Genomic DNA, 16,950 nt, shown 5'->3' with positions numbered 1-16,950 from the left:
TCGAGACCGGGCTTCACCTCCAAACCCGCGGACACACTGAGTAAAGTCGGCGCAATGGCCCATCAAGCACTGTACCGACGCTACCGGCCGGGTTGCTTCGCGGAGTTGCGCGGCCAAGAAGCCGTCGTCCGAGCCCTCCAAAATGCTGTCCAGCAGAACAGGGTCGGCCATGCCTACCTGTTCAGCGGCCCTAGGGGCACCGGCAAGACCAGCACCGCCCGCATCCTGGCCAAGGCCCTCAACTGCACCGATCTGAGCAGCGACGGCGAACCCTGCGACCAGTGCCAATCCTGTCTCGACATCGCCGGCAACACCTCTTATGACCTGATCGAACTGGACGCCGCGTCCAACAACAAGGTGGACGACATCCGAGACCTCATTTCCCGGGTGGCTATGGGCTCGCCGGGCAAGGCCAAGGTGTACGTGCTCGACGAGGTGCACATGCTCACCCCCGGCGCCGAGAACGCGCTGTTGAAGACGCTCGAGGAACCCCCCGATCATGTGGTCTTCGTGCTGTGTACCACCGAACCCCACAAGGTGGTGCCCACCATCCGCAGCCGCACCCAGCATTTGGAGTTCAACCTCATCGACGGCGAGGTGCTCGCCGAGCACGCCCGCTGGGTTATCGGACAGGCCGGGTTGGACGTCGATGATGAGGCCATCGACCACGCCGTCCACCGAGGTGCGGGGTCGGCCCGGGACACCCTGTCGGCTCTCGATCAGATCGCCGCGGCCGGAGGGGTGGCCGACCGGTTGGAGGCGGTCGACGCCATCACCGAGGCCTTGGGAAGCCAGGACTACGGCCCCGCTCTTGTGGCCGTGCATGAGACGCTGCGATCGGGACGGGAGCCGAGGATCGTTGGCGAAGCCCTGCTCGACCGCCTGCGCAACGCCTTTTTGTGCGCGATGGGCGCCGACTTGGGCTACCTCACCGAAGCCCAGCAGGCCGATGCCCGGGCCACCGCCGACCAGATCCCACCGGCCGGGCTCACCCGCGCCCTAGAGGTTCTGGGAACCGCTCTGGTGGACATGCGCCAAGCCCCCGACCCACGGGTGGATTTGGAGGTGGCCCTAGCCCGACTAACCCGCCGCGATCTGGACAACGACATCAGCGCCCTGCTCGAGCGCATCGAGCGCTTGGAGCGCCAAGGCATCCGTACACCGGCCGGTTCCGCTGCTGACTCCCAACCGCTTGGAACCGGAGCGGCCTCATCTGCTGGCTCCCAACCGCTTGGAACCGGGGCGGCCCCATCTGATCCCCGGCAAACCGAGGCTCCAGCCAGCGGCCATGATCGAGCCCGGGCCGCGGTAGCCCGAATCCAAGCCAAAACCGCTGAAGCCGAAGGACGGGTCCCGATTGCACCCGAACCCGCCGACGGCGATCCCGCCCCCAACACCGACACCGATCCGCCCCCGGCCAAAGACCGGGCCCCCCGGCCCACACTAGGGGCCATGCGGGCGGAAAAGGCACCCGCAGCGGCGCCGTCGGACGTCGCCCCCGCCCCGGAGACGGCTTCCGCCCCCGCACCCGATTCTGCCCCCGACGAGAGCGAGGCATCGCTGCCCAGCCGCGAGGAACTGGTAATGGCCTGGGGTGACACCATATTGGCCAAACTCCCGAACAAAGCCCGGGTCCGATTTCAAGCCGGTCGGTTCTTGGCCAACGATGCAAGCGGCGCGGTGTTCGCCCTTCCCAACCAGATCCACCTGACCCGCTGCGAGGAGACCCGCGACGAAGTAGACACCGCCCTTCAGCAGCACTTCGGACGGGACGTGCCCCTGCGGTTGACCATCGACGACGACAGCACTGCCCCGCCTCCCGACCGACAACCGCCACCCACCCCCTCCCCTCCACCCGAAGATGACGGACGTGAGGCCAACGCCCCTGACGAGCCCATGGATGAACAGGTCGCCACCCAAGAGGCCATCTCCAATCTCATGGCTGCATTTCCCGATGCCGAGTTGGTCACCTTCGATCCGCCCACTGCCTCCGGCCGACAGGGATAGCCGGGTTCAGCGTGAGCAGCTTCTACTCTGCTCCGGTCCAGGTGTTGATCGACGAGTTGGGGCGCCTGCCCGGCATCGGTCCCAAATCGGCTCAACGCATCGCCTTCCACCTGCTCAAGGTGTCGGGGCCCGATGCCCTGCGGCTGGCCGACGCCATCAGAGAAGCAAAAGCCCGAATCCAGTTCTGCCAGCGGTGCTTCAACATCAGCGAGCATCCACAATGCCAGCTCTGCGACGATCCTCGGCGAGATCCAGCCACCCTGTGCGTGGTGGAGGACCCCCGTGACATCGTGGCTTTGGAGAAGACCCGGGATTTCCGCGGCCGCTACCACGTGCTCGGTGGCGCCATTAACCCCATCGAGGGCATCGGCCCCGACCAGCTCCGGGTCAAAGAACTATTGGCCCGCCTCGACAGCGAGAATGTCACCGAGGTCATCTGCTGCACGAATCCCAACATTGAGGGAGAGGCCACCGCCATGTACCTGGCCCGGCTCATCGAACCGCTGGGGGTGGCCGTCACCCGCATCGCCAGCGGCCTTCCAGTGGGAGGCGATCTGGAATATGCCGACGAGCTCACCCTCAGCCGGGCGTTGGAGGGACGACAGCGCATCACTGCCGGCTGACCGGAAATCTTGGTCGCAAAAGCAAGACACCGCCTCAGTGAGTCGGGCGGGGGGCAATGGAACCGACGCACATGAGGCGGTGCTTGTTTGTTGCAATTACATTACGAACATGACGAAACAAAGTCAAGTCATTACTGATCTGTAACAATCAAACGTGTACTAGCAGGGCATCCCCTTGGCCCCCGCCTCCGCACAGGGCGGCCGCGCCCAGGCCTCCCCCTCGGCGGCGCAGTTCGTGCAGCAGCGACAACACGATGCGGTTTCCGCTGGCCCCGATGGGGTGGCCCAGGGCGATGGCCCCGCCATTCACGTTCACCACATCGTCGGAAATCCCCAGATCGGCCATCGAAGACAACGCCACCGCGGCAAAGGCCTCGTTGATCTCGAACAGGTCGACGTCGCTCAGGCTCAACTCGGCCGACTTGAGCGCCTGCAAGACGGCCCGCGACGGCTGGGTCAAGAGCGAGGGATCGGGGCCGGCCACCTGTCCGTAGCCCACATAGGCGCCCAGAGGTTCAACGCCGAGCCGCTCGGCCCGCTCCCGACTGGCCACTACCAGCGCGCTGGCGCCGTCGGAGATCTGCGAGGCGTTGCCCGCGGTGATATTGCCCGACTCGGCAAAGGCCGGCCGCAGTCGGCCCAGCGACTCAGCGGTGGCATCCAAGCGCACTCCCTCGTCAGCCGATACCAACACCGGATCGCCGCGGCGCTGCGGCACCTCCACCGGCACCAACTCGTCGTCGAACAAACCGGCCGCGGCGGCGGCCGCGGCCCGCTGGTGGGACTGAGCAGAGAAGGCATCCTGGGGCTCGCGGGCCAGCGCGCTCGATGCCGCGTACTTCTCGGTTCCCGCTCCCATGGCACAGCGGTCGAAGGCGCAGAACAGCCCGTCGTACATCATGGAGTCCACCAGGTCGCCATCGCCCAGGCGATATCCCTCCCGGGCCCTCGTCAACAAATAGGGCGCCTTGGTCATCGACTCCATCCCCCCGGCCACCACGATCTCGGCATCGCCGGCTGAGATCATCTGGTGAGCCAGATAAACGGTGTTGATGCCCGACAAGCACACCTTGTTCACAGTGGTGGCCGGCACCGCCAAGGGGATGCCCGCCCCCACCGCGGCCTGTCGGGCCGTGGCCTGGCCCTCGCCGGCCAATAGCACCTGCCCCATGAACACGTAGTCCACCTGCACGGGATCCACCCCGGCCCGGCTCAGCGCGGCACGAATGGCCACAGAACCCAACTCGGTGCCCCGAAACGACGCCAATCCCCCCGACATCTTGCCCACAGGCGTGCGGGCCCCAGCCAAGATCACCGTCTCGCTCATTGCATCCCCTTTTGTCAACATGTCAACGCCGTCCAACAGGATACGGCCAGAGCGCCGGCCGCTGAACAGTTCACAACCCGCCAGCTTGGCCCAACACGATACGGTCATGGTGTGCGGGTCCACCTCGTTGACGGCACATATGAGCTGTTCCGGTACCACTTCTCGCCGGGCAACCGCGACCCAGAGCAGGGGGCGGCCCGAGGGGTGGTCCACAGCATGCTCCAACTGATCGACGACGGGGCCACCCATGTCGGCGTGGCCACCGACCAGGTAGTCGAATCGTTCCGCAACCAATTTTGGCCCGGCTACAAGACCGGCGAGGGAGTGCCCCCCGAGCTGATGGCCCAGTTCCCCCTGCTGGAGCAGGCACTGGCCTCAGCAGGTTTCTGCGTGTGGCCCATGGTCGAGCACGAGGCCGACGACGCTCTGGGGGCCGCCGCCCGCAAGGCTGCCTCCCATCCAGATGTGGAGCAGGTGCTCATCTGCACCCCGGACAAAGACCTGGCCCAGTGTGTTACCACCGACGGCCGCGTAGTGCAGTACGACCGCCGACGGCAAATGCTCATCGACCACGACGGGGTGGTGGACAAATTCGGAGTGCTGCCCGAATCCATTCCCGACTACCTTGCCCTGGTGGGCGACACCGCCGACGGCTTTCCCGGCCTGCCCGGCTGGGGCGCCCGCTCCACGGCGACGGTCTTGTCCCACTACGTCCACCTGGAAGACATCCCCGACGCCGTCGGCCAGTGGGAGGTGGGCATCCGGGGCTCGGCCCGACTGGCCACCACCCTGGCTGAGAACCGGGAGTTGGCCATGCTCTTCCGGAAGGTGGCTACCATCGCCGATGATGCCCCCACCTTCGACCGCCTCGAAGAGCTGGCCTGGGCCGGCCCCAAGGCTGAATTCCCCGAGCTTATGGGGAGCATGGGGGGCGAACACCTGGTCGAGCGGGCTGAGAAATTGAAGGCCCGGGTCGGACAAGCCTGAAAGGAACAACCGCCCATGCACACCGCCGTCACCGAGATGTTCGACATCGAGTTCCCTATCTTCGCATTCACCCACTGCCGCGATGTGGCCGCTGAGGTGAGCCGGGCCGGCGGACTGGGGGTATTGGGTGTGGTGGCCCACACCGATGATGCTCTGGACACCGATCTGGCTTGGATCCGGGAGCAGGTGGGCGGGCGGCCCTTCGGCGTCGACCTCATCGTTCCCGCCCGATACGAGGGCGCCGATCAGGGCGGCTTGGACACCGACCAAGTGCAGGCCCTCATCCCCGAGGAGCATCAGCGGTTCCTCAACGAAATGCTCGACCGCTACAACGTGCCCCCACTGCCCGACGACGACGGTCCGACTGCGAACTGGGGTACCGCCGCCCCGCTCTCCGGGCGCCGGGCCGATCGCCATCTGGAGATTGCCTTGGCCTACGAACCCGCTTTGGTGGCCAACGCTCTGGGACCCCCTCCCCCGGAGATGATTGCCCACAGCCAAGCCGCCGGCGCCAAAGTGGCCGCTCTGGCCGGGCGGGCCGTCCACGCCGAGCGCCATGTGGCCGCGGGCGTCGATCTCATCATCGCCCAGGGATACGAAGCCGGCGGCCACACCGGCGAGATCGGCTCGATGGTGCTCATACCCGAGGTAGTGGACGCGGTGGCCCCCGTGCCGGTGCTGGGCGCCGGGGGCATCGGCCAAGGCCGGCAAATGGCCGCGGCCATGGCGTTGGGCGCCCAGGGAGTGTGGTGCGGATCGGTGTGGCTTGCCACCGAGGAGGCCGAGACCAGCCCGGCGGTCAAGCAGAAGTTCCTGGCGGCCACCTCATCAGACACCGAGCGATCCCGCACTCTCACCGGCAAGCCGGCCCGGATGCTGCGATCAGCGTGGACCGAGGAGTGGAACCGGGCCGACACCCCCGACCCGCTGCCCATGCCCTTGCAGATCATCCTGACCGGCGAGGCCCGCAGCCGCATCGACCGCGTGTCCCACCACCCCGATAGCGGCGCCCACAAGCTGGCCAACTATTTCGTCGGCCAAATCGTCGGCGCTATGAACCAAGTCACCTCCACCCGCCAAGTGGTCTACAACCTCGTCGAGGAGTTCATTGAGGCAGTCGAGTCCCTCACTGCTCAACTGGACAACGGGTAGAGCAACTCCAAGGCCCCGTCAATCGAGGCAGCCCGCTGGATGATCCCCGCCTTTTCCCGCCTCACAAAGCCAACCTCGACAAGCCGACCATGAAACCCGACCAGCGGCACCCAGAATCCATCATCGTCCAATAGCACCACCGGCTTGTGCTGTGAACCCTCGTGCAACCCAAGCTGCGTCCACGTGGCAGCCTCGAACAGTTCCTCCATCGTCCCCAGCCCGCCCGGCAACGCGCAGAACCCGTCCGACAGCGAGTACATGAGCTGCTTGCGCTCGTGCATGTCGTCTACCAAGTGGAGTTCGGTCAAGCCCTGGTGGGCCACCTCGATCTCGTCCAAGAACTTCGGGATCACCCCGATCACCTCTCCGCCCGCTGCCATCACCGCGTCGGCCATCACCCCCATGAGGCCCACCCGGCCACCGCCGAACACCACCCCGATCCGCTCTGCCGCCAGCCGCCTCCCCAGTTCGGCGGCCAGCGTGGCGTAACCCGGTTCGGTCCCCAGCGATGAACTGCAAAAGACCGCCACGCGCCGCGGCGCCCAGCCAGAATCCGATGGCATGAACACGAGGCTATCCACCGCAGGCTGTCGGGGGATGGCAGGCACACTCAACACGCTGAACCCAGCGAGCCCCATGTAGCCTGGCACGATCATGGCCGAGCATTCGATGAAGGATCGACTCGACGACCTAGAGCGCCGCAAGCACGAGGCTCTCCACGCCGGGCCCCAGAGGGCGGTGGACCGCCAGCACGACAAGGGCAAGATGCTGGCCCGGGAGCGCATCGAGTACCTCCTCGACGACGGCTCCTTCCACGAGCTCGACATGCTGGCCCGACATCGGGCGCTGGACAGCGGCATCGAGGAGCGCCCCTACACCGATGGTGTAATCACCGGATGGGGCACCATCGACGGGCGCAAGGTGTTCCTGTTCGCCCAGGACTTCACGGTGTTCGGCGGGGCGCTGGGAGAGGTGTTCGCCGAGAAGATCCACAAGGTGATGGACCTGGCCCTTTCGGTGGGAGCACCCATGATCGGCTTGAACGACGGCGCCGGGGCCCGCATCCAGGAGGGCGTGGTGTCGCTCGACTCCTACGGCGGCATCTTCCACCGCAACGTCAAGTCGTCGGGCGTCATCCCCCAGATCAGCGTGGTTTTGGGGCCCTGCGCGGGTGGGGCGGTGTACAGCCCCGCCATGACCGACTTCGTGTTCATGGTGGCCGAGAAGTCGCACATGTTCATCACCGGCCCCGATGTGGTGAAGACGGTCACCGGCGAGGAGGTCACCCTCGAGGATCTGGGCGGCGCCCGCTCACACTCCTCCAAATCGGGGGTGGCCACTTTCGTAGGCCAAACCGAAGAGGAGGTGCTAGACGAGGTCCGCTACCTGGTGGGCCACCTGCCGGCCAACAACCTGGAGGAACCCCCTCGCGTCGAGGCAGCCGACGATCCTCAGCGGCTGGCCCCCGAGTTGCGCGACATCCTGCCCGACAGCCCCAATTTGCCCTACGACATGCGCCATGTGATCGGCGCGGTGGTGGACGACGGAGATTTCATGGAGTACCACGCCCATTGGGCCCAGTCCATCGTGTGCGGTTTCGCCCGGCTGGATGGCTGCACCGTTGGCGTGGTGGGCAACCAGCCAATGGTCCTGGCCGGGGTGCTCGACATCGAGTCTTCGTCCAAAGCGGCCCGCTTCGTTCGGACTTGCGACGCCTTCAACATTCCGCTTCTTACCTTCGTAGACGTGCCGGGCTTTCTGCCCGGAGTCGACCAAGAGCACGGCGGCATCATCCGCCACGGGGCCAAACTGCTGTACGCCTACTGCGAGGCCACCGTGCCCCGCATCCAGGTGATCACCCGGAAGGCCTACGGCGGGGCCTACGTGGTGATGGACTCCAAATCGGTGGGATCCGACCTTTCCTTCGCCTGGCCAGGCGCCGAGTTGGCCGTGATGGGCCCGCAGGGGGCGGTGGAGATCATCTACCGCCGCGAGCTCCAGTCGGCCGCCGATCCCGTCGCCCGGAGGGCCGAGCTCGTGGACGACTACACCGAGCGTTACGCCAATCCCTACATCGCCGCAGAGCGAGGCTACATCGACGACGTGATTGATCCCGCCGACACCCGGCGGCTGGTGATCGCCGGGTTCGAGATGCTCCGTTCCAAACGGGAGGAACTGCTGCCCCGAAAGCACGGGGTTATCCCCCTCTGATCCTGTTGACCCGGAAAATCACCCCGGAACAGCCGAAAAGACCAGCTAGAACAACCCCATGACCGCCATGCAGATCACCCCGCAGCCTACCGACGGGGAAGTGGCCGCCATCCTGGCCGCCTACGAGGCTCTCTGGCCCCGTCCCTCGGTCGAACAGCCTCCTGCACCAGTCGCCCCGCGCTGGCGGTTCAGCGGGCGCTGGTGGACTGCACCGGCCGCAACCCGCCGCAAGCAACAAGGGCTGCGGCGATGACCGCAGATCCCGCTCGCCACCGGACGCCCGAGGAGTTGGAGGCCGCCCTCGACCACATCCGCCAAGCCCCCGTCCACCACGGCACCCTCGAGCTGATCGTGCGTCGACCGGCGGTGAACGAGCGTGAAGTGCTGGAATCCGGTCTGCTCACCCTGGAGGAAGGCCTTGAGGGCGACAGTTGGAACCAGCGGGGCTCAAGCAAGACATCCGACGGCGGCCCACTAGTAGACGCCCAGATCAACATCATGAACGCCCGGGCGGCTGCCGCCGTGGCCGGGCCCATCGAACGGTGGGCCCTAGCCGGCGATCAGATCTACATCGATCTCGACATCAGCTTGGAAAACCTTCCGGCTGGCACCCGCCTCGCCATCGGCGAAGCCGTCATCGAGGTCACCGCAGAGCCTCACACCGGCTGCGGAAAATTCTCCGCCCGATTCGGCCTAGACGCCCTCCGCTTCGTCAACTCCCCCACCGGCCGAGCCCTCAACCTCCGCGGCATCAACGCCCGCGTCGTTCGCCCCGGCCCTATCCGCCAAGGCGACTCAGTTACCCGCCGGTCCGCCGGTGGGTAGTAGCTCCCTAGGAAGGCCAAGGCGCCGACGGCTGCTTCACCGCCGATTTCAAACGCGCCAAATACTCACTCCGGGGAATCTCCACCGCCCCCAAACTCCGCAAGTGCTCCGTCGCCCACTGCACATCCAACAGCCGCGTCACCCCCCCATGGGCCAACCTCCCCACCAAGGAAACCAGTGCCACCTTTGATGCGTCCCGATCAACATGGAACATCGACTCCCCCGCGAACAGCCCCCCGATCGACACCCCGTACAGCCCGCCCACCAGCTCACCGTCCTCCGACCACGCCTCCACGCTGTGGGCCCATCCCAGCCGGTGCAGCCGCCCATAGGCATCGCGGATGTCGGGCGAAATCCATCCGTGAGGGCGCTCGATGGTCCTACAGGCGTCGACCACATCGGCAAAAGCCGCATCGACGGTGATCCGATAGCGGCGCAGCGAACGGCGCAGCGACCTGGTTACCCGCAGCTCGCCGAGGGGAATTACTCCCCGAGGGTCGGGCGACCACCAACCCAGCTTGTCGGTGCGGCCCAAGGGCATGGGAAACAAGCCGGCGCGGTAGGCAGCGAGCAGCGTGCCAGGCGCCAAATCGGCCCCCACCGCCACCAACCCGTGCTCATCGGCCGTCTCCGCCGGCGGAAACGCCCACTGGCTGGGCTCAGGTTCCAGCCTCATGCCCATACTCTGCCCCGCCCAAACATCCTGGGTCGGGGCAGCTACCCAGATTCTTCGATGGCGACCGAGTTGACAATCACCTGAGGATCGGGGGCCCCGCCCAGCCGGTTGCCGGGCTGGTCTGCGTGGCTGGCCAAGATGGCCTCGGCTACCGCCAGGCTCTCGCCGTCCATCTGGCCGAACACCACGTAGGTGCCCTGCCTGTTGAGCAGGGCGGTGTTCTCGTTGACCGCGAAGAAGAACTGGGCGCTGGCGCTGTTGGGCGCGGCGGTTCGAGCCATGACGATCTGGCCCGGCTCATAGGCGAACCCCGAGCCCTCGTCGGAGATGGTGTACCCCGGCCCGGGGTCAGACGCCGAATTTGTGTGGGGCGCCCCGCCCTGGATGATGCCGATGCTCGGATCAGTGCGGAACAACAGCGTGTTGTCGTAGTAGTGATAACGGGCCAACACCGCGAAGTTGTTGGCCGTGATCGGGGTGTTGGCCACATCGAGGTCGATCCGCATCTCGCCTGCGGTCGTGTCGAACACCGCGGTGTATTGCTTGGACACGTCCAAGCACATGGGCTGGGGGCCGTCGAAATCCAGGACCGTCGGTCCCGAACCGTCTGCTGGCGGGCATCCGCTCAAATCAATGCTCCCTTCAAGGGTGAGGTCGGAGGATTGTATGTCGATTGAGTTGACGATGACCGATTCCAACGGCCTCCCGCCGAAGGCGGTGTCGGGGTCGTCGACATGGCTGTTGAGGACGGCCCTGATCAAGCCCAGGCTGTTGTCTTCGATCTGGCCCAGCACCGACAGACCGGAGACCGACCGGGGCGGCTGGAATTCCACTTCGGCCAAGAAGATGAACTGGCCGGCCGATTCGCCCTCTGCCGACCACAGAAGCTGGCCGGCCCGGTAGTCATCCGACTCGCCACCGGTGACGGTGAACCCCGGGCCGGGGTCATCGGCAGAGTTGGTGAGGGGTGATCCGCCTTGGATGAAGCCCCCGATGGGATCGGTGTAGAAGATGGCGGTTCCGTCGTAGTAGTCGTAGCCGGCCAACACCGCGAAGGCGTTCACCGCATCCGGCGACAGATTTTGGTCGAGCCCCACTCGAATCACCCCGCTGCTGGTGTCGAACACCGCCGAATAGCGGATCTCGGGGTCGAGGCACTGGTCCGGCGCCGACGCGAACCGAGTCACCCGGAACGCTGGTCCAGCCGGATCGGGGCACGGCGTGGGATCGGTGGTCAGCTCCCCACCCGGACCCGGCGGAGCGGGGAGTTCTGGAAACACCACATCGGCGCCGATGACCGTGGGGTCGTCGCCGTCGTCGCCTCGAACCCAAAGCCAGAGAATCACCACGGCCACCGCGATCGCCCCGGTAATTAGCACGATCCGCATCCCCCGGGAGCGAATCCGGCCGCGAGTTGCCGTTGCACTGGCCCGGCGCCGGGCAACTTGCCGATGCTCTCGTTGCCGCTGTCTCTTGCTCGTGGCCATTGCGGGAAACTTAGCGGTCAAGAAATCTCGGATAACAACCACTTGAGTAGCAATCAAGGGCCGGTAGCGTTTTGGGTCGTGGACTTAGTGGTGCAGAAGTTCGGCGGCACGTCGGTGGCCAACGCCGACCGTATCCGCGAGGTTGCCGACCATGTGCGCCGATGCCGAGACCGCGGCGACCAGGTGGTGCTGGTTATCAGCGCCATGGGCAAAGAGACCGACGAACTGCTGGCGCTGGCCTCAGCGGTGTCCGACACCCAGCCGGGCCGGGAACTGGACATGCTCATCACCGCCGGCGAGCGCAAGGCCTGCGCCCTGGTATGCATGGCCCTCCACGATCTGGGGGTTCCCGCCGACTCGTTCACCGGCAGCCAGGCTGGGTTCATCACCGACACCAACCACGGCAATGCCAAGATCTTGGAGATCACCCCCAGCCGGGTTCAGGACGCGCTGGACGCAAACCGGGTGCCGGTGGTGGCCGGGTCGCAGGGAGTGAGCACCGAAAACGACGTGACGTTCCTGGGCCGGGGCGGCTCTGACACCACTGCGGTGGCGCTCGCCCACTCGCTGGGCGCCGACGCCTGCGAGCTGTACACCGACGTGTCCGGGGTGTTCACCACCGATCCCCGGGTGTGCGCCGACGCCCGAAAGCTCAACAGCATCTCCTTCGACGAGCTGTTGGAGATGACCGCGGTGGGCTGTCCCAAGCCCGCCATGCGGTCCGTCGAGGTGGCCCAGAACTACGGCGTCAAGCTGCACATCCGATCCGCATTCACCTGGGAGCAGGGAACCTGGGTGGTCAAAGAGGAGTTCTCCATGGAGCAACCCATCATCCGATCGGTCACCCCCGATACCTCCGAGGCCAAGATCACCGTCACCGGTGTGGCCGACCGCCCCGGGGTGGCTGCGGCCATGTTCCGCCAGTTGGCCGATGCCGGCGTGAACGTGGACATGATCGTGCAGAACGCCTCAGAGCGCGGCATAACCGATATCTCCTTCACCGTGCCCGACGGCGATGTCGACACCGCCGCCGCCATAACCCGCAGCCTGGCCGCCGAAATCGGCGCCACCGGGGTGGCCGCCGACCGCGACATTGCCCGGATAAGCCTGGTGGGCGCGGGTATGAAGTCGCACCCCGGTGTGGCCGCCACCATGTTCGAAACCCTCTCGGAGAACCAGATCAACATCGAGATGATCTCCACATCGCCCATTCGCATAAGCTGCGTGATCCGACAAGATCATGCCGATGCGGCCACTCAAGCTCTGCACAAAGCCTTCGGCCTGTCCCAATAACCGCATCAGTCTCGCGACACGCCGAAAGTAGGCTTATCGCAGTGAGAGTCGCAGTTGTCGGTGCCACTGGCCAGGTCGGCGGCGTGATGCGCCGCCTGTTGGATGAGCGCAATTTCCCGGTTGACGAGTTGCGGGTGCTGGCCTCGGCCCGCTCCGCCGGCCGCGCAATGTCGTGGCGGGATCAGGACCTGCTGGTGGAAGATGCCGCGGCCGCCGACTACCGCGGGGTGGACATCGCCTTGTTCTCCGCCGGCGGAGGCACTTCCCGGGTGCTAGCCCCCCGGGTGGCCGAAGCCGGCGCCACGGTGATCGACAATTCCTCGGCGTGGCGCATGGATCCCGACGTGCCGCTGGTGGTGCCCGAGGTGAACGCCCATGCCCTGGCCGCCATTCCCAAGGGAATCGTCGCCAACCCCAACTGCACCACCATGGTGGCCATGCCGGTGCTCAAGCCGCTGGCCGCGGCCGCCGGCCTGCGCCGTTTGGTGATCTCGTCGTATCAGGCGGTGTCCGGCGGTGGTTTGCCAGGGGTGTCTGAGCTGGACGAACAAGTGCGCAAGGTGGCCGATGATGCCATCGGCCTCACCCACGACGGCCAGGCCGTCTCGTTTCCGGCACCGTCGGTTTTCGCTGCTCCCATCGCCTTCAACGTGGTTCCCGAGTGCGGCGCCTGGATCGACGACGACTCCGGGGAAACCTCCGAGGAGCGCAAGCTGGTGGATGAGAGCCGCAAGATCCTAGAACTCCCCGATCTGGCAGTGAGCGCCACCTGCGTGCGGGTGCCGGTGTTCACCGGCCATTGCCTGGCCATCAACGCCGAGTTCAACCGCCCCCTCAGCCCTATGCAGGCCACCGAACTGCTGACGACCGCCCCCGGCGTAGCAGTCGAAGAAGTGCCCACCCCGTTGGTCGCCGCCGGAATTGACCCCACCTTGGTCGGCCGCATCCGCGTCGACCCGACCGTTGAGCACGGCCTGTCCCTCTTCGTCGTCGGCGACAACCTCCGCAAGGGCGCCGCCCTCAACGCCATTCAGATTGCTGAAGCCCTTCTGTCTCTTTCCTCTAGCTGAGCACAGCAGATCCGGGCGCAGGATGGTGAACCCCACCCGCAGCTAGCGCGGCGGGTCGTCCCGGTAGCGCAACGCCGCCTCTTCCAAACTCAGCCCAAGCTGATTGGCCAGCGACGCCAGCCAGGCCAGCACATCGCCCAACTCGTGCAGTCGCTCGGCGTCGTCGCCCTTGCGCACCGCTTGGGCCAGCTCGCCCAACTCCTCGCACAGCCATGCCACGGTCGCAGGGATGCCCCGCTCTCGGTCCTGCGGACCGTACAGATCGTCCATGAGCTGCTGGAAGGCCGCTATCTCCATTGCCGCTCAGCCTGCTCGACCAGGGGACCGACCGCGGTGGCCCGGCACACTCGATTCACAGGCGGTAGCCGCCATCCACGCTGATCACCTGCCCGGTGATTCCGCCGCCCGCCTCTGACGCCAGCAGCACCGCCATCGGGGCCAGCTCCTCGGGCGCCAGAATTCGGCGCTGGGCGCTGTCGGCATGGGCATCGGCCTCGGCTTGGGCTGGGCTTATCCCTTTGGCCGCGGCCAGGCGCTCAAAGTCCACCAGCGAGGTGTTGGTCCACCCCGGACAGAGGCAGTTCACCGTGATCCCATGGGGCGCGGTCGCCATTGCCAGCTGCTTGGTCAACCCCACCAAGCCGTGTTTGGCTGCGGTGTACCCCACGCTGGCCGCGGCTCGCTTGGATGCACCCGAGCCGATGTTGATGATGCGGCCATGCCCCTGCTCCCGCATATGGGGCAGCGCCTCCTGACTGGTCCAGAAGGCGGAAATCAGGTTCAGCCGCAAAGTGCCCATGAACGCGCCGGCATCTCCTGAGAACGGATCGTGATTCCCCCCCGACGAGCCCCCAACGTTGTTGACCAGCACGTCGATGCGCCCGAAGTCGGCCAATGCCGCCCGCACCGGGGCCCGCGCATCATCTTCGTCGGACGCATCCGCCACCACCGCCCGCCCCCGCCCACCGGCATCGTCAACCTCGGCAACAACCGCGTCAAGCTGCCCCTGCGTCCGCGATGACACCACCACAGAAGCTCCCTCGTGGCCCATCCCCACCGCAATGGCCCGGCCGATGCCTCGACCGCCGCCGGTAACCACCGCCACCCGGCCCTTGAGAACTCCTCGATCGGCAGCCGGCATTCTGGGCCGTGCTACCCGTAGGAGATGGTGCGGTGAGCCAGCTTCCAGCCGTCCTCAGTGCGCACAAAGCGATCCCGATACGTCCCGAACAACGCGATCGACGGTGCCGTGGCGGTATCCACCCAGAACTGCCAATAGGCGTCTGAGGCAGCCTCATCGCCGTCCACTGCCACCGCTTGTGTGGTGATCACATGCCGGGTATGGCTCCCCGGCCCGACAGTCCCCGCCGCTCGCCGCTCAATAGCCCCGTCCAAGAGGTTCTCCCTCCCCTGAATCGCCGCCCCCGGCATCTCCCACAGGGCATCGCCGGCAAACAGCCCCGCGTACTCCTCCAAGTCCCCATCATCGGCCAACATCGCCAGCCGGGCCACCACATTGCGAATCGCCGCATCATCACTCATGCCCAGAGACTAACTTCGACCCATGCACGATCTCGTCATCCGCGCCGGCACAGTGGTCGACGGCACTGGCCGACCCGGTTATACCGCTGACATCGCCATAGACAACGGCACCATCACCGAGGTCGGAAACAACCCCTCCAGGGGTCGCCAAGAGCTCGACGCCGACGGCCTGCTCGTCACCCCCGGCTTTGTCGACATCCATACCCACTACGACGGCCAAGTCTCCTGGGACCCCGACATGACCCCGTCGGTGTGGCACGGAGTGACCACCGTGGTGATGGGCAACTGCGGGGTGGGCTTCGCCCCCGTGCGCCCCGGCTCAGAGGAATGGCTCATCGGACTGATGGAAGGCGTGGAGGACATCCCCGGCGCGGCTCTGGCCGAGGGCATCGAATGGGAGTGGGAGAGCTTCCCCGAATACCTCGACGCCGTCGAGCGCAAACCCCGCACCATCGACGTGGCCGCCCAAGTCCCCCATGGTGCGCTCCGGGCCTACGTCATGGGCGAGCGGGGCGCCGACCACCACAGTCATCCCACTTCCGCTGAGATCGCCGAGATGGCCCGGCTGGCCGCCGAGGGCGTTGCCGTCGGCGCAGTGGGTTTCACCACCAGCCGCACCGTCAACCACAAGACCAAAGACGGCGAGCACACTCCCAGCCTCACCGCCGGAGCAGACGAGCTGTGGGCCATTGCCGAGGCTGTGGGGCAAACCGGCAAGGGCGTGTTCGAGATGGTGGGCGACTGGGGGGATTTGGATGCCGAGTTCGACCTGGTGGCCGAGATGGCCCGAGTCAGCGGCCGTCCGCTGTCCATGACCATTGCCGTCCCCGACAGCCGTCCCGATCTGGGCCGCCAACTGCTCGAGCGCATCGCTTTGGCCGACGCGGCCGGCATCCCCCTCCGAGCGCAGGTGGCCAGCCGACCGGTGGGCGTATTGGTGGGCCTCCAATCCACCTACCATGCGCTCCTCCCCTGTCCCAGCTACCACCCGATCGCCGCTCTCGACCTTGATGAGCGGGTGGCCCGCCTGCGCCAGCCCGAGGTACGGGAACGCCTGGTGGCCGAGTTGGCCGCTCAGCCGGTCCATACCTTCAATCGACTCGACAAGCTCTTCCCGTTGGGCCAATTCCCCGATTATGAGCCTTCGCCCGATGCCAGCGTGGCCGCCGACGCCGTCCGGCGAGGGGTCGACCCCCACGAAGCCCTCTACGATGCCCTGCTGGCCCGCGATGGCACCGAACTGCTCTATGTGCCGGTGATGAACTACGGCGACGGGGACTTCGAGCTCACCAAAGAGATGCTTGCCCACCCCCTCAGCGTCCCGGGACTAGGCGATGCCGGCGCCCACGTCGGGTTCTTGTGCGACGGCAGCATGCCCAGCTTCCTCCTCTCCCACTGGGGCCGCAATCGGACGCGGGGCGAAACCCTGCCGGTGGAGCAGCTCGTCAAATGGCAGTGCGCCGACACCTCAGCTTTGATCGGCTTCGACGACCGGGGCACTCTGGCGGCCGGACAGCGGGCCGACATCAATCTCATTGATTTCGACCAGCTCAAACTGAGGGCCCCTGAGATGGTGTTCGACCTTCCCGCCGGCGGCCGGAGGCTGATTCAGCGAGCCAACGGCTTTGTGGCCACCCTGGTCGCCGGGCAAACGGTGCTGGCCGATGGAGAGCTGACCGGCGCCCGCCCCGGTCGGTTGGTGCGAAGCTGAACCGCCCCTCGTTGGCCGAATACCCCGACCGGCCCGAAG

17 protein-coding genes are annotated in these 16,950 nt (G+C 66.3%); 10 read left to right on the top strand and 7 right to left on the bottom strand.

All coding sequences use genetic code 11. The features are described 5' to 3' along the window. The first annotated feature begins 54 nt into the window (after positions 1-54). Both dnaX and recR read left to right on the top strand, forming a co-directional pair. Complete coding sequence (gene dnaX, locus ACOGXA_RS14540) at positions 55-2,007, top strand: DNA polymerase III subunit gamma/tau (RefSeq protein WP_419924578.1); 1,953 nt, start codon at positions 55-57, stop codon at positions 2,005-2,007. A gap of 11 nt (positions 2,008-2,018) precedes the next feature. After that, positions 2,019-2,630: a recombination mediator RecR gene (gene recR / locus ACOGXA_RS14535; protein ID WP_419924577.1), complete on the top strand. Its 612-nt coding sequence runs from the start codon at positions 2,019-2,021 to the stop codon at positions 2,628-2,630. A gap of 148 nt (positions 2,631-2,778) precedes the next feature. On the opposite strand, the gene ACOGXA_RS14530 is transcribed toward recR, so the two are convergent. Next, entirely contained in the window at positions 2,779-3,957 is a 1,179-nt protein-coding gene (locus ACOGXA_RS14530; protein WP_419924576.1) for an acetyl-CoA C-acetyltransferase, read from the bottom strand. 111 nt (positions 3,958-4,068) lie between these two features. Here ACOGXA_RS14530 and ACOGXA_RS14525 point away from each other — a divergent pair, with 111 nt between their 5' ends. Next, a complete protein-coding gene (locus ACOGXA_RS14525) occupies positions 4,069-4,944 on the top strand; it encodes a 5'-3' exonuclease (protein WP_419924575.1) in 876 nt (291 codons plus the stop codon). 15 nt (positions 4,945-4,959) lie between these two features. Further along, on the top strand, positions 4,960-6,096 hold the full coding sequence (locus ACOGXA_RS14520) for a nitronate monooxygenase (RefSeq protein ID WP_419924574.1): 1,137 nt from the start codon (positions 4,960-4,962) through the stop codon (positions 6,094-6,096). Here the strand turns inward: ACOGXA_RS14520 and ACOGXA_RS14515 are convergent. Further along, positions 6,078-6,659, bottom strand: coding sequence for a TIGR00730 family Rossman fold protein (locus ACOGXA_RS14515; protein WP_419924573.1), 582 nt, complete (start codon positions 6,657-6,659; stop codon positions 6,078-6,080). The two genes, ACOGXA_RS14520 and ACOGXA_RS14515, sit on opposite strands and share 19 nt — an antisense overlap. 106 nt (positions 6,660-6,765) lie before the next feature. On the opposite strand from ACOGXA_RS14515, the gene ACOGXA_RS14510 reads away from it, so the two are divergent. The 3 genes from ACOGXA_RS14510 to ACOGXA_RS14500 are packed head-to-tail and all read left to right on the top strand — an operon-like array spanning position 6,766 to position 9,132. Next, entirely contained in the window at positions 6,766-8,307 is a 1,542-nt protein-coding gene (locus ACOGXA_RS14510; RefSeq protein ID WP_419926991.1) for an acyl-CoA carboxylase subunit beta, read from the top strand. A gap of 58 nt (positions 8,308-8,365) precedes the next feature. After that, entirely contained in the window at positions 8,366-8,560 is a 195-nt protein-coding gene (locus ACOGXA_RS14505; RefSeq protein WP_419924572.1) for a hypothetical protein, read from the top strand. Then, positions 8,557-9,132 (top strand): MOSC domain-containing protein, encoded by a 576-nt coding sequence (locus tag ACOGXA_RS14500; RefSeq protein WP_419924571.1) that lies wholly within the window; start codon positions 8,557-8,559, stop codon positions 9,130-9,132. Before ACOGXA_RS14505 ends, ACOGXA_RS14500 begins: the two co-directional genes overlap by 4 nt. A 7-nt stretch (positions 9,133-9,139) precedes the next feature. On the opposite strand, the gene aat is transcribed toward ACOGXA_RS14500, so the two are convergent. Further along, a complete protein-coding gene (gene aat, locus ACOGXA_RS14495; protein ID WP_419924570.1) occupies positions 9,140-9,808 on the bottom strand; it encodes a leucyl/phenylalanyl-tRNA--protein transferase in 669 nt (222 codons plus the stop codon). Positions 9,809-9,849: 41 nt separating this feature from the next. Next, positions 9,850-11,295, bottom strand: a complete 1,446-nt coding sequence (locus ACOGXA_RS14490; protein ID WP_419924569.1) for a peptidylprolyl isomerase — start codon at positions 11,293-11,295, stop codon at positions 9,850-9,852. A gap of 78 nt (positions 11,296-11,373) precedes the next feature. On the opposite strand from ACOGXA_RS14490, the gene ACOGXA_RS14485 reads away from it, so the two are divergent. Together ACOGXA_RS14485 and ACOGXA_RS14480 are read left to right on the top strand one after the other, a co-directional pair. Then, a complete protein-coding gene (locus ACOGXA_RS14485; protein ID WP_419924568.1) occupies positions 11,374-12,588 on the top strand; it encodes an aspartate kinase in 1,215 nt (404 codons plus the stop codon). A 41-nt stretch (positions 12,589-12,629) separates the two neighbouring features. Then, positions 12,630-13,658, top strand: coding sequence for an aspartate-semialdehyde dehydrogenase (locus tag ACOGXA_RS14480; protein WP_419924567.1), 1,029 nt, complete (start codon positions 12,630-12,632; stop codon positions 13,656-13,658). Positions 13,659-13,700: 42 nt separating this feature from the next. Here the strand turns inward: ACOGXA_RS14480 and ACOGXA_RS14475 are convergent, their stop codons facing one another. The 3 genes from ACOGXA_RS14475 to ACOGXA_RS14465 are packed head-to-tail and all read right to left on the bottom strand — an operon-like array spanning position 13,701 to position 15,200. Further along, entirely contained in the window at positions 13,701-13,955 is a 255-nt protein-coding gene (locus ACOGXA_RS14475; RefSeq protein ID WP_419924566.1) for a MazG nucleotide pyrophosphohydrolase domain-containing protein, read from the bottom strand. A 55-nt stretch (positions 13,956-14,010) separates the two neighbouring features. Further along, complete coding sequence (locus tag ACOGXA_RS14470) at positions 14,011-14,799, bottom strand: SDR family NAD(P)-dependent oxidoreductase (protein ID WP_419924565.1); 789 nt, start codon at positions 14,797-14,799, stop codon at positions 14,011-14,013. Between the two features lie 11 nt (positions 14,800-14,810). Then, complete coding sequence (locus ACOGXA_RS14465; protein WP_419924564.1) at positions 14,811-15,200, bottom strand: nuclear transport factor 2 family protein; 390 nt, start codon at positions 15,198-15,200, stop codon at positions 14,811-14,813. 22 nt (positions 15,201-15,222) lie between these two features. Between ACOGXA_RS14465 and ACOGXA_RS14460 the strand changes: the two genes are divergently transcribed. Beyond that, positions 15,223-16,911: an N-acyl-D-amino-acid deacylase family protein gene (locus tag ACOGXA_RS14460; RefSeq protein WP_419924563.1), complete on the top strand. Its 1,689-nt coding sequence runs from the start codon at positions 15,223-15,225 to the stop codon at positions 16,909-16,911. Positions 16,912-16,950 lie beyond the last annotated feature (39 nt).

The sequence above is a fragment of the Candidatus Poriferisocius sp. genome (assembly GCF_965208475.1).
GTDB lineage: Bacteria > Actinomycetota > Acidimicrobiia > Acidimicrobiales > Bin134 > Poriferisocius.
This window is presented reverse-complemented; position numbering and strand designations above follow the sequence as displayed.

What these genes read in the sequence shown, in the direction of transcription:
- dnaX (WP_419924578.1), top strand. Translation starts at nt 55, where the DNA reads ATGGCCCATCAAGCACTGTACCGACGCTACCGGCCGGGTTGCTTCGCG.
- ACOGXA_RS14530 (WP_419924576.1), bottom strand. Translation starts at nt 3,957, where the DNA reads ATGAGCGAGACGGTGATCTTGGCTGGGGCCCGCACGCCTGTGGGCAAG.
- ACOGXA_RS14520 (WP_419924574.1), top strand. Translation starts at nt 4,960, where the DNA reads ATGCACACCGCCGTCACCGAGATGTTCGACATCGAGTTCCCTATCTTC.
- ACOGXA_RS14515 (WP_419924573.1), bottom strand. Translation starts at nt 6,659, where the DNA reads ATGCCATCGGATTCTGGCTGGGCGCCGCGGCGCGTGGCGGTCTTTTGC.
- ACOGXA_RS14510 (WP_419926991.1), top strand. Translation starts at nt 6,766, where the DNA reads ATGAAGGATCGACTCGACGACCTAGAGCGCCGCAAGCACGAGGCTCTC.
- ACOGXA_RS14505 (WP_419924572.1), top strand. Translation starts at nt 8,366, where the DNA reads ATGACCGCCATGCAGATCACCCCGCAGCCTACCGACGGGGAAGTGGCC.
- ACOGXA_RS14500 (WP_419924571.1), top strand. Translation starts at nt 8,557, where the DNA reads ATGACCGCAGATCCCGCTCGCCACCGGACGCCCGAGGAGTTGGAGGCC.
- aat (WP_419924570.1), bottom strand. Translation starts at nt 9,808, where the DNA reads ATGAGGCTGGAACCTGAGCCCAGCCAGTGGGCGTTTCCGCCGGCGGAG.
- ACOGXA_RS14490 (WP_419924569.1), bottom strand. Translation starts at nt 11,295, where the DNA reads ATGGCCACGAGCAAGAGACAGCGGCAACGAGAGCATCGGCAAGTTGCC.
- ACOGXA_RS14475 (WP_419924566.1), bottom strand. Translation starts at nt 13,955, where the DNA reads ATGGAGATAGCGGCCTTCCAGCAGCTCATGGACGATCTGTACGGTCCG.
- ACOGXA_RS14470 (WP_419924565.1), bottom strand. Translation starts at nt 14,799, where the DNA reads ATGCCGGCTGCCGATCGAGGAGTTCTCAAGGGCCGGGTGGCGGTGGTT.
- ACOGXA_RS14465 (WP_419924564.1), bottom strand. Translation starts at nt 15,200, where the DNA reads ATGAGTGATGATGCGGCGATTCGCAATGTGGTGGCCCGGCTGGCGATG.
- ACOGXA_RS14460 (WP_419924563.1), top strand. Translation starts at nt 15,223, where the DNA reads ATGCACGATCTCGTCATCCGCGCCGGCACAGTGGTCGACGGCACTGGC.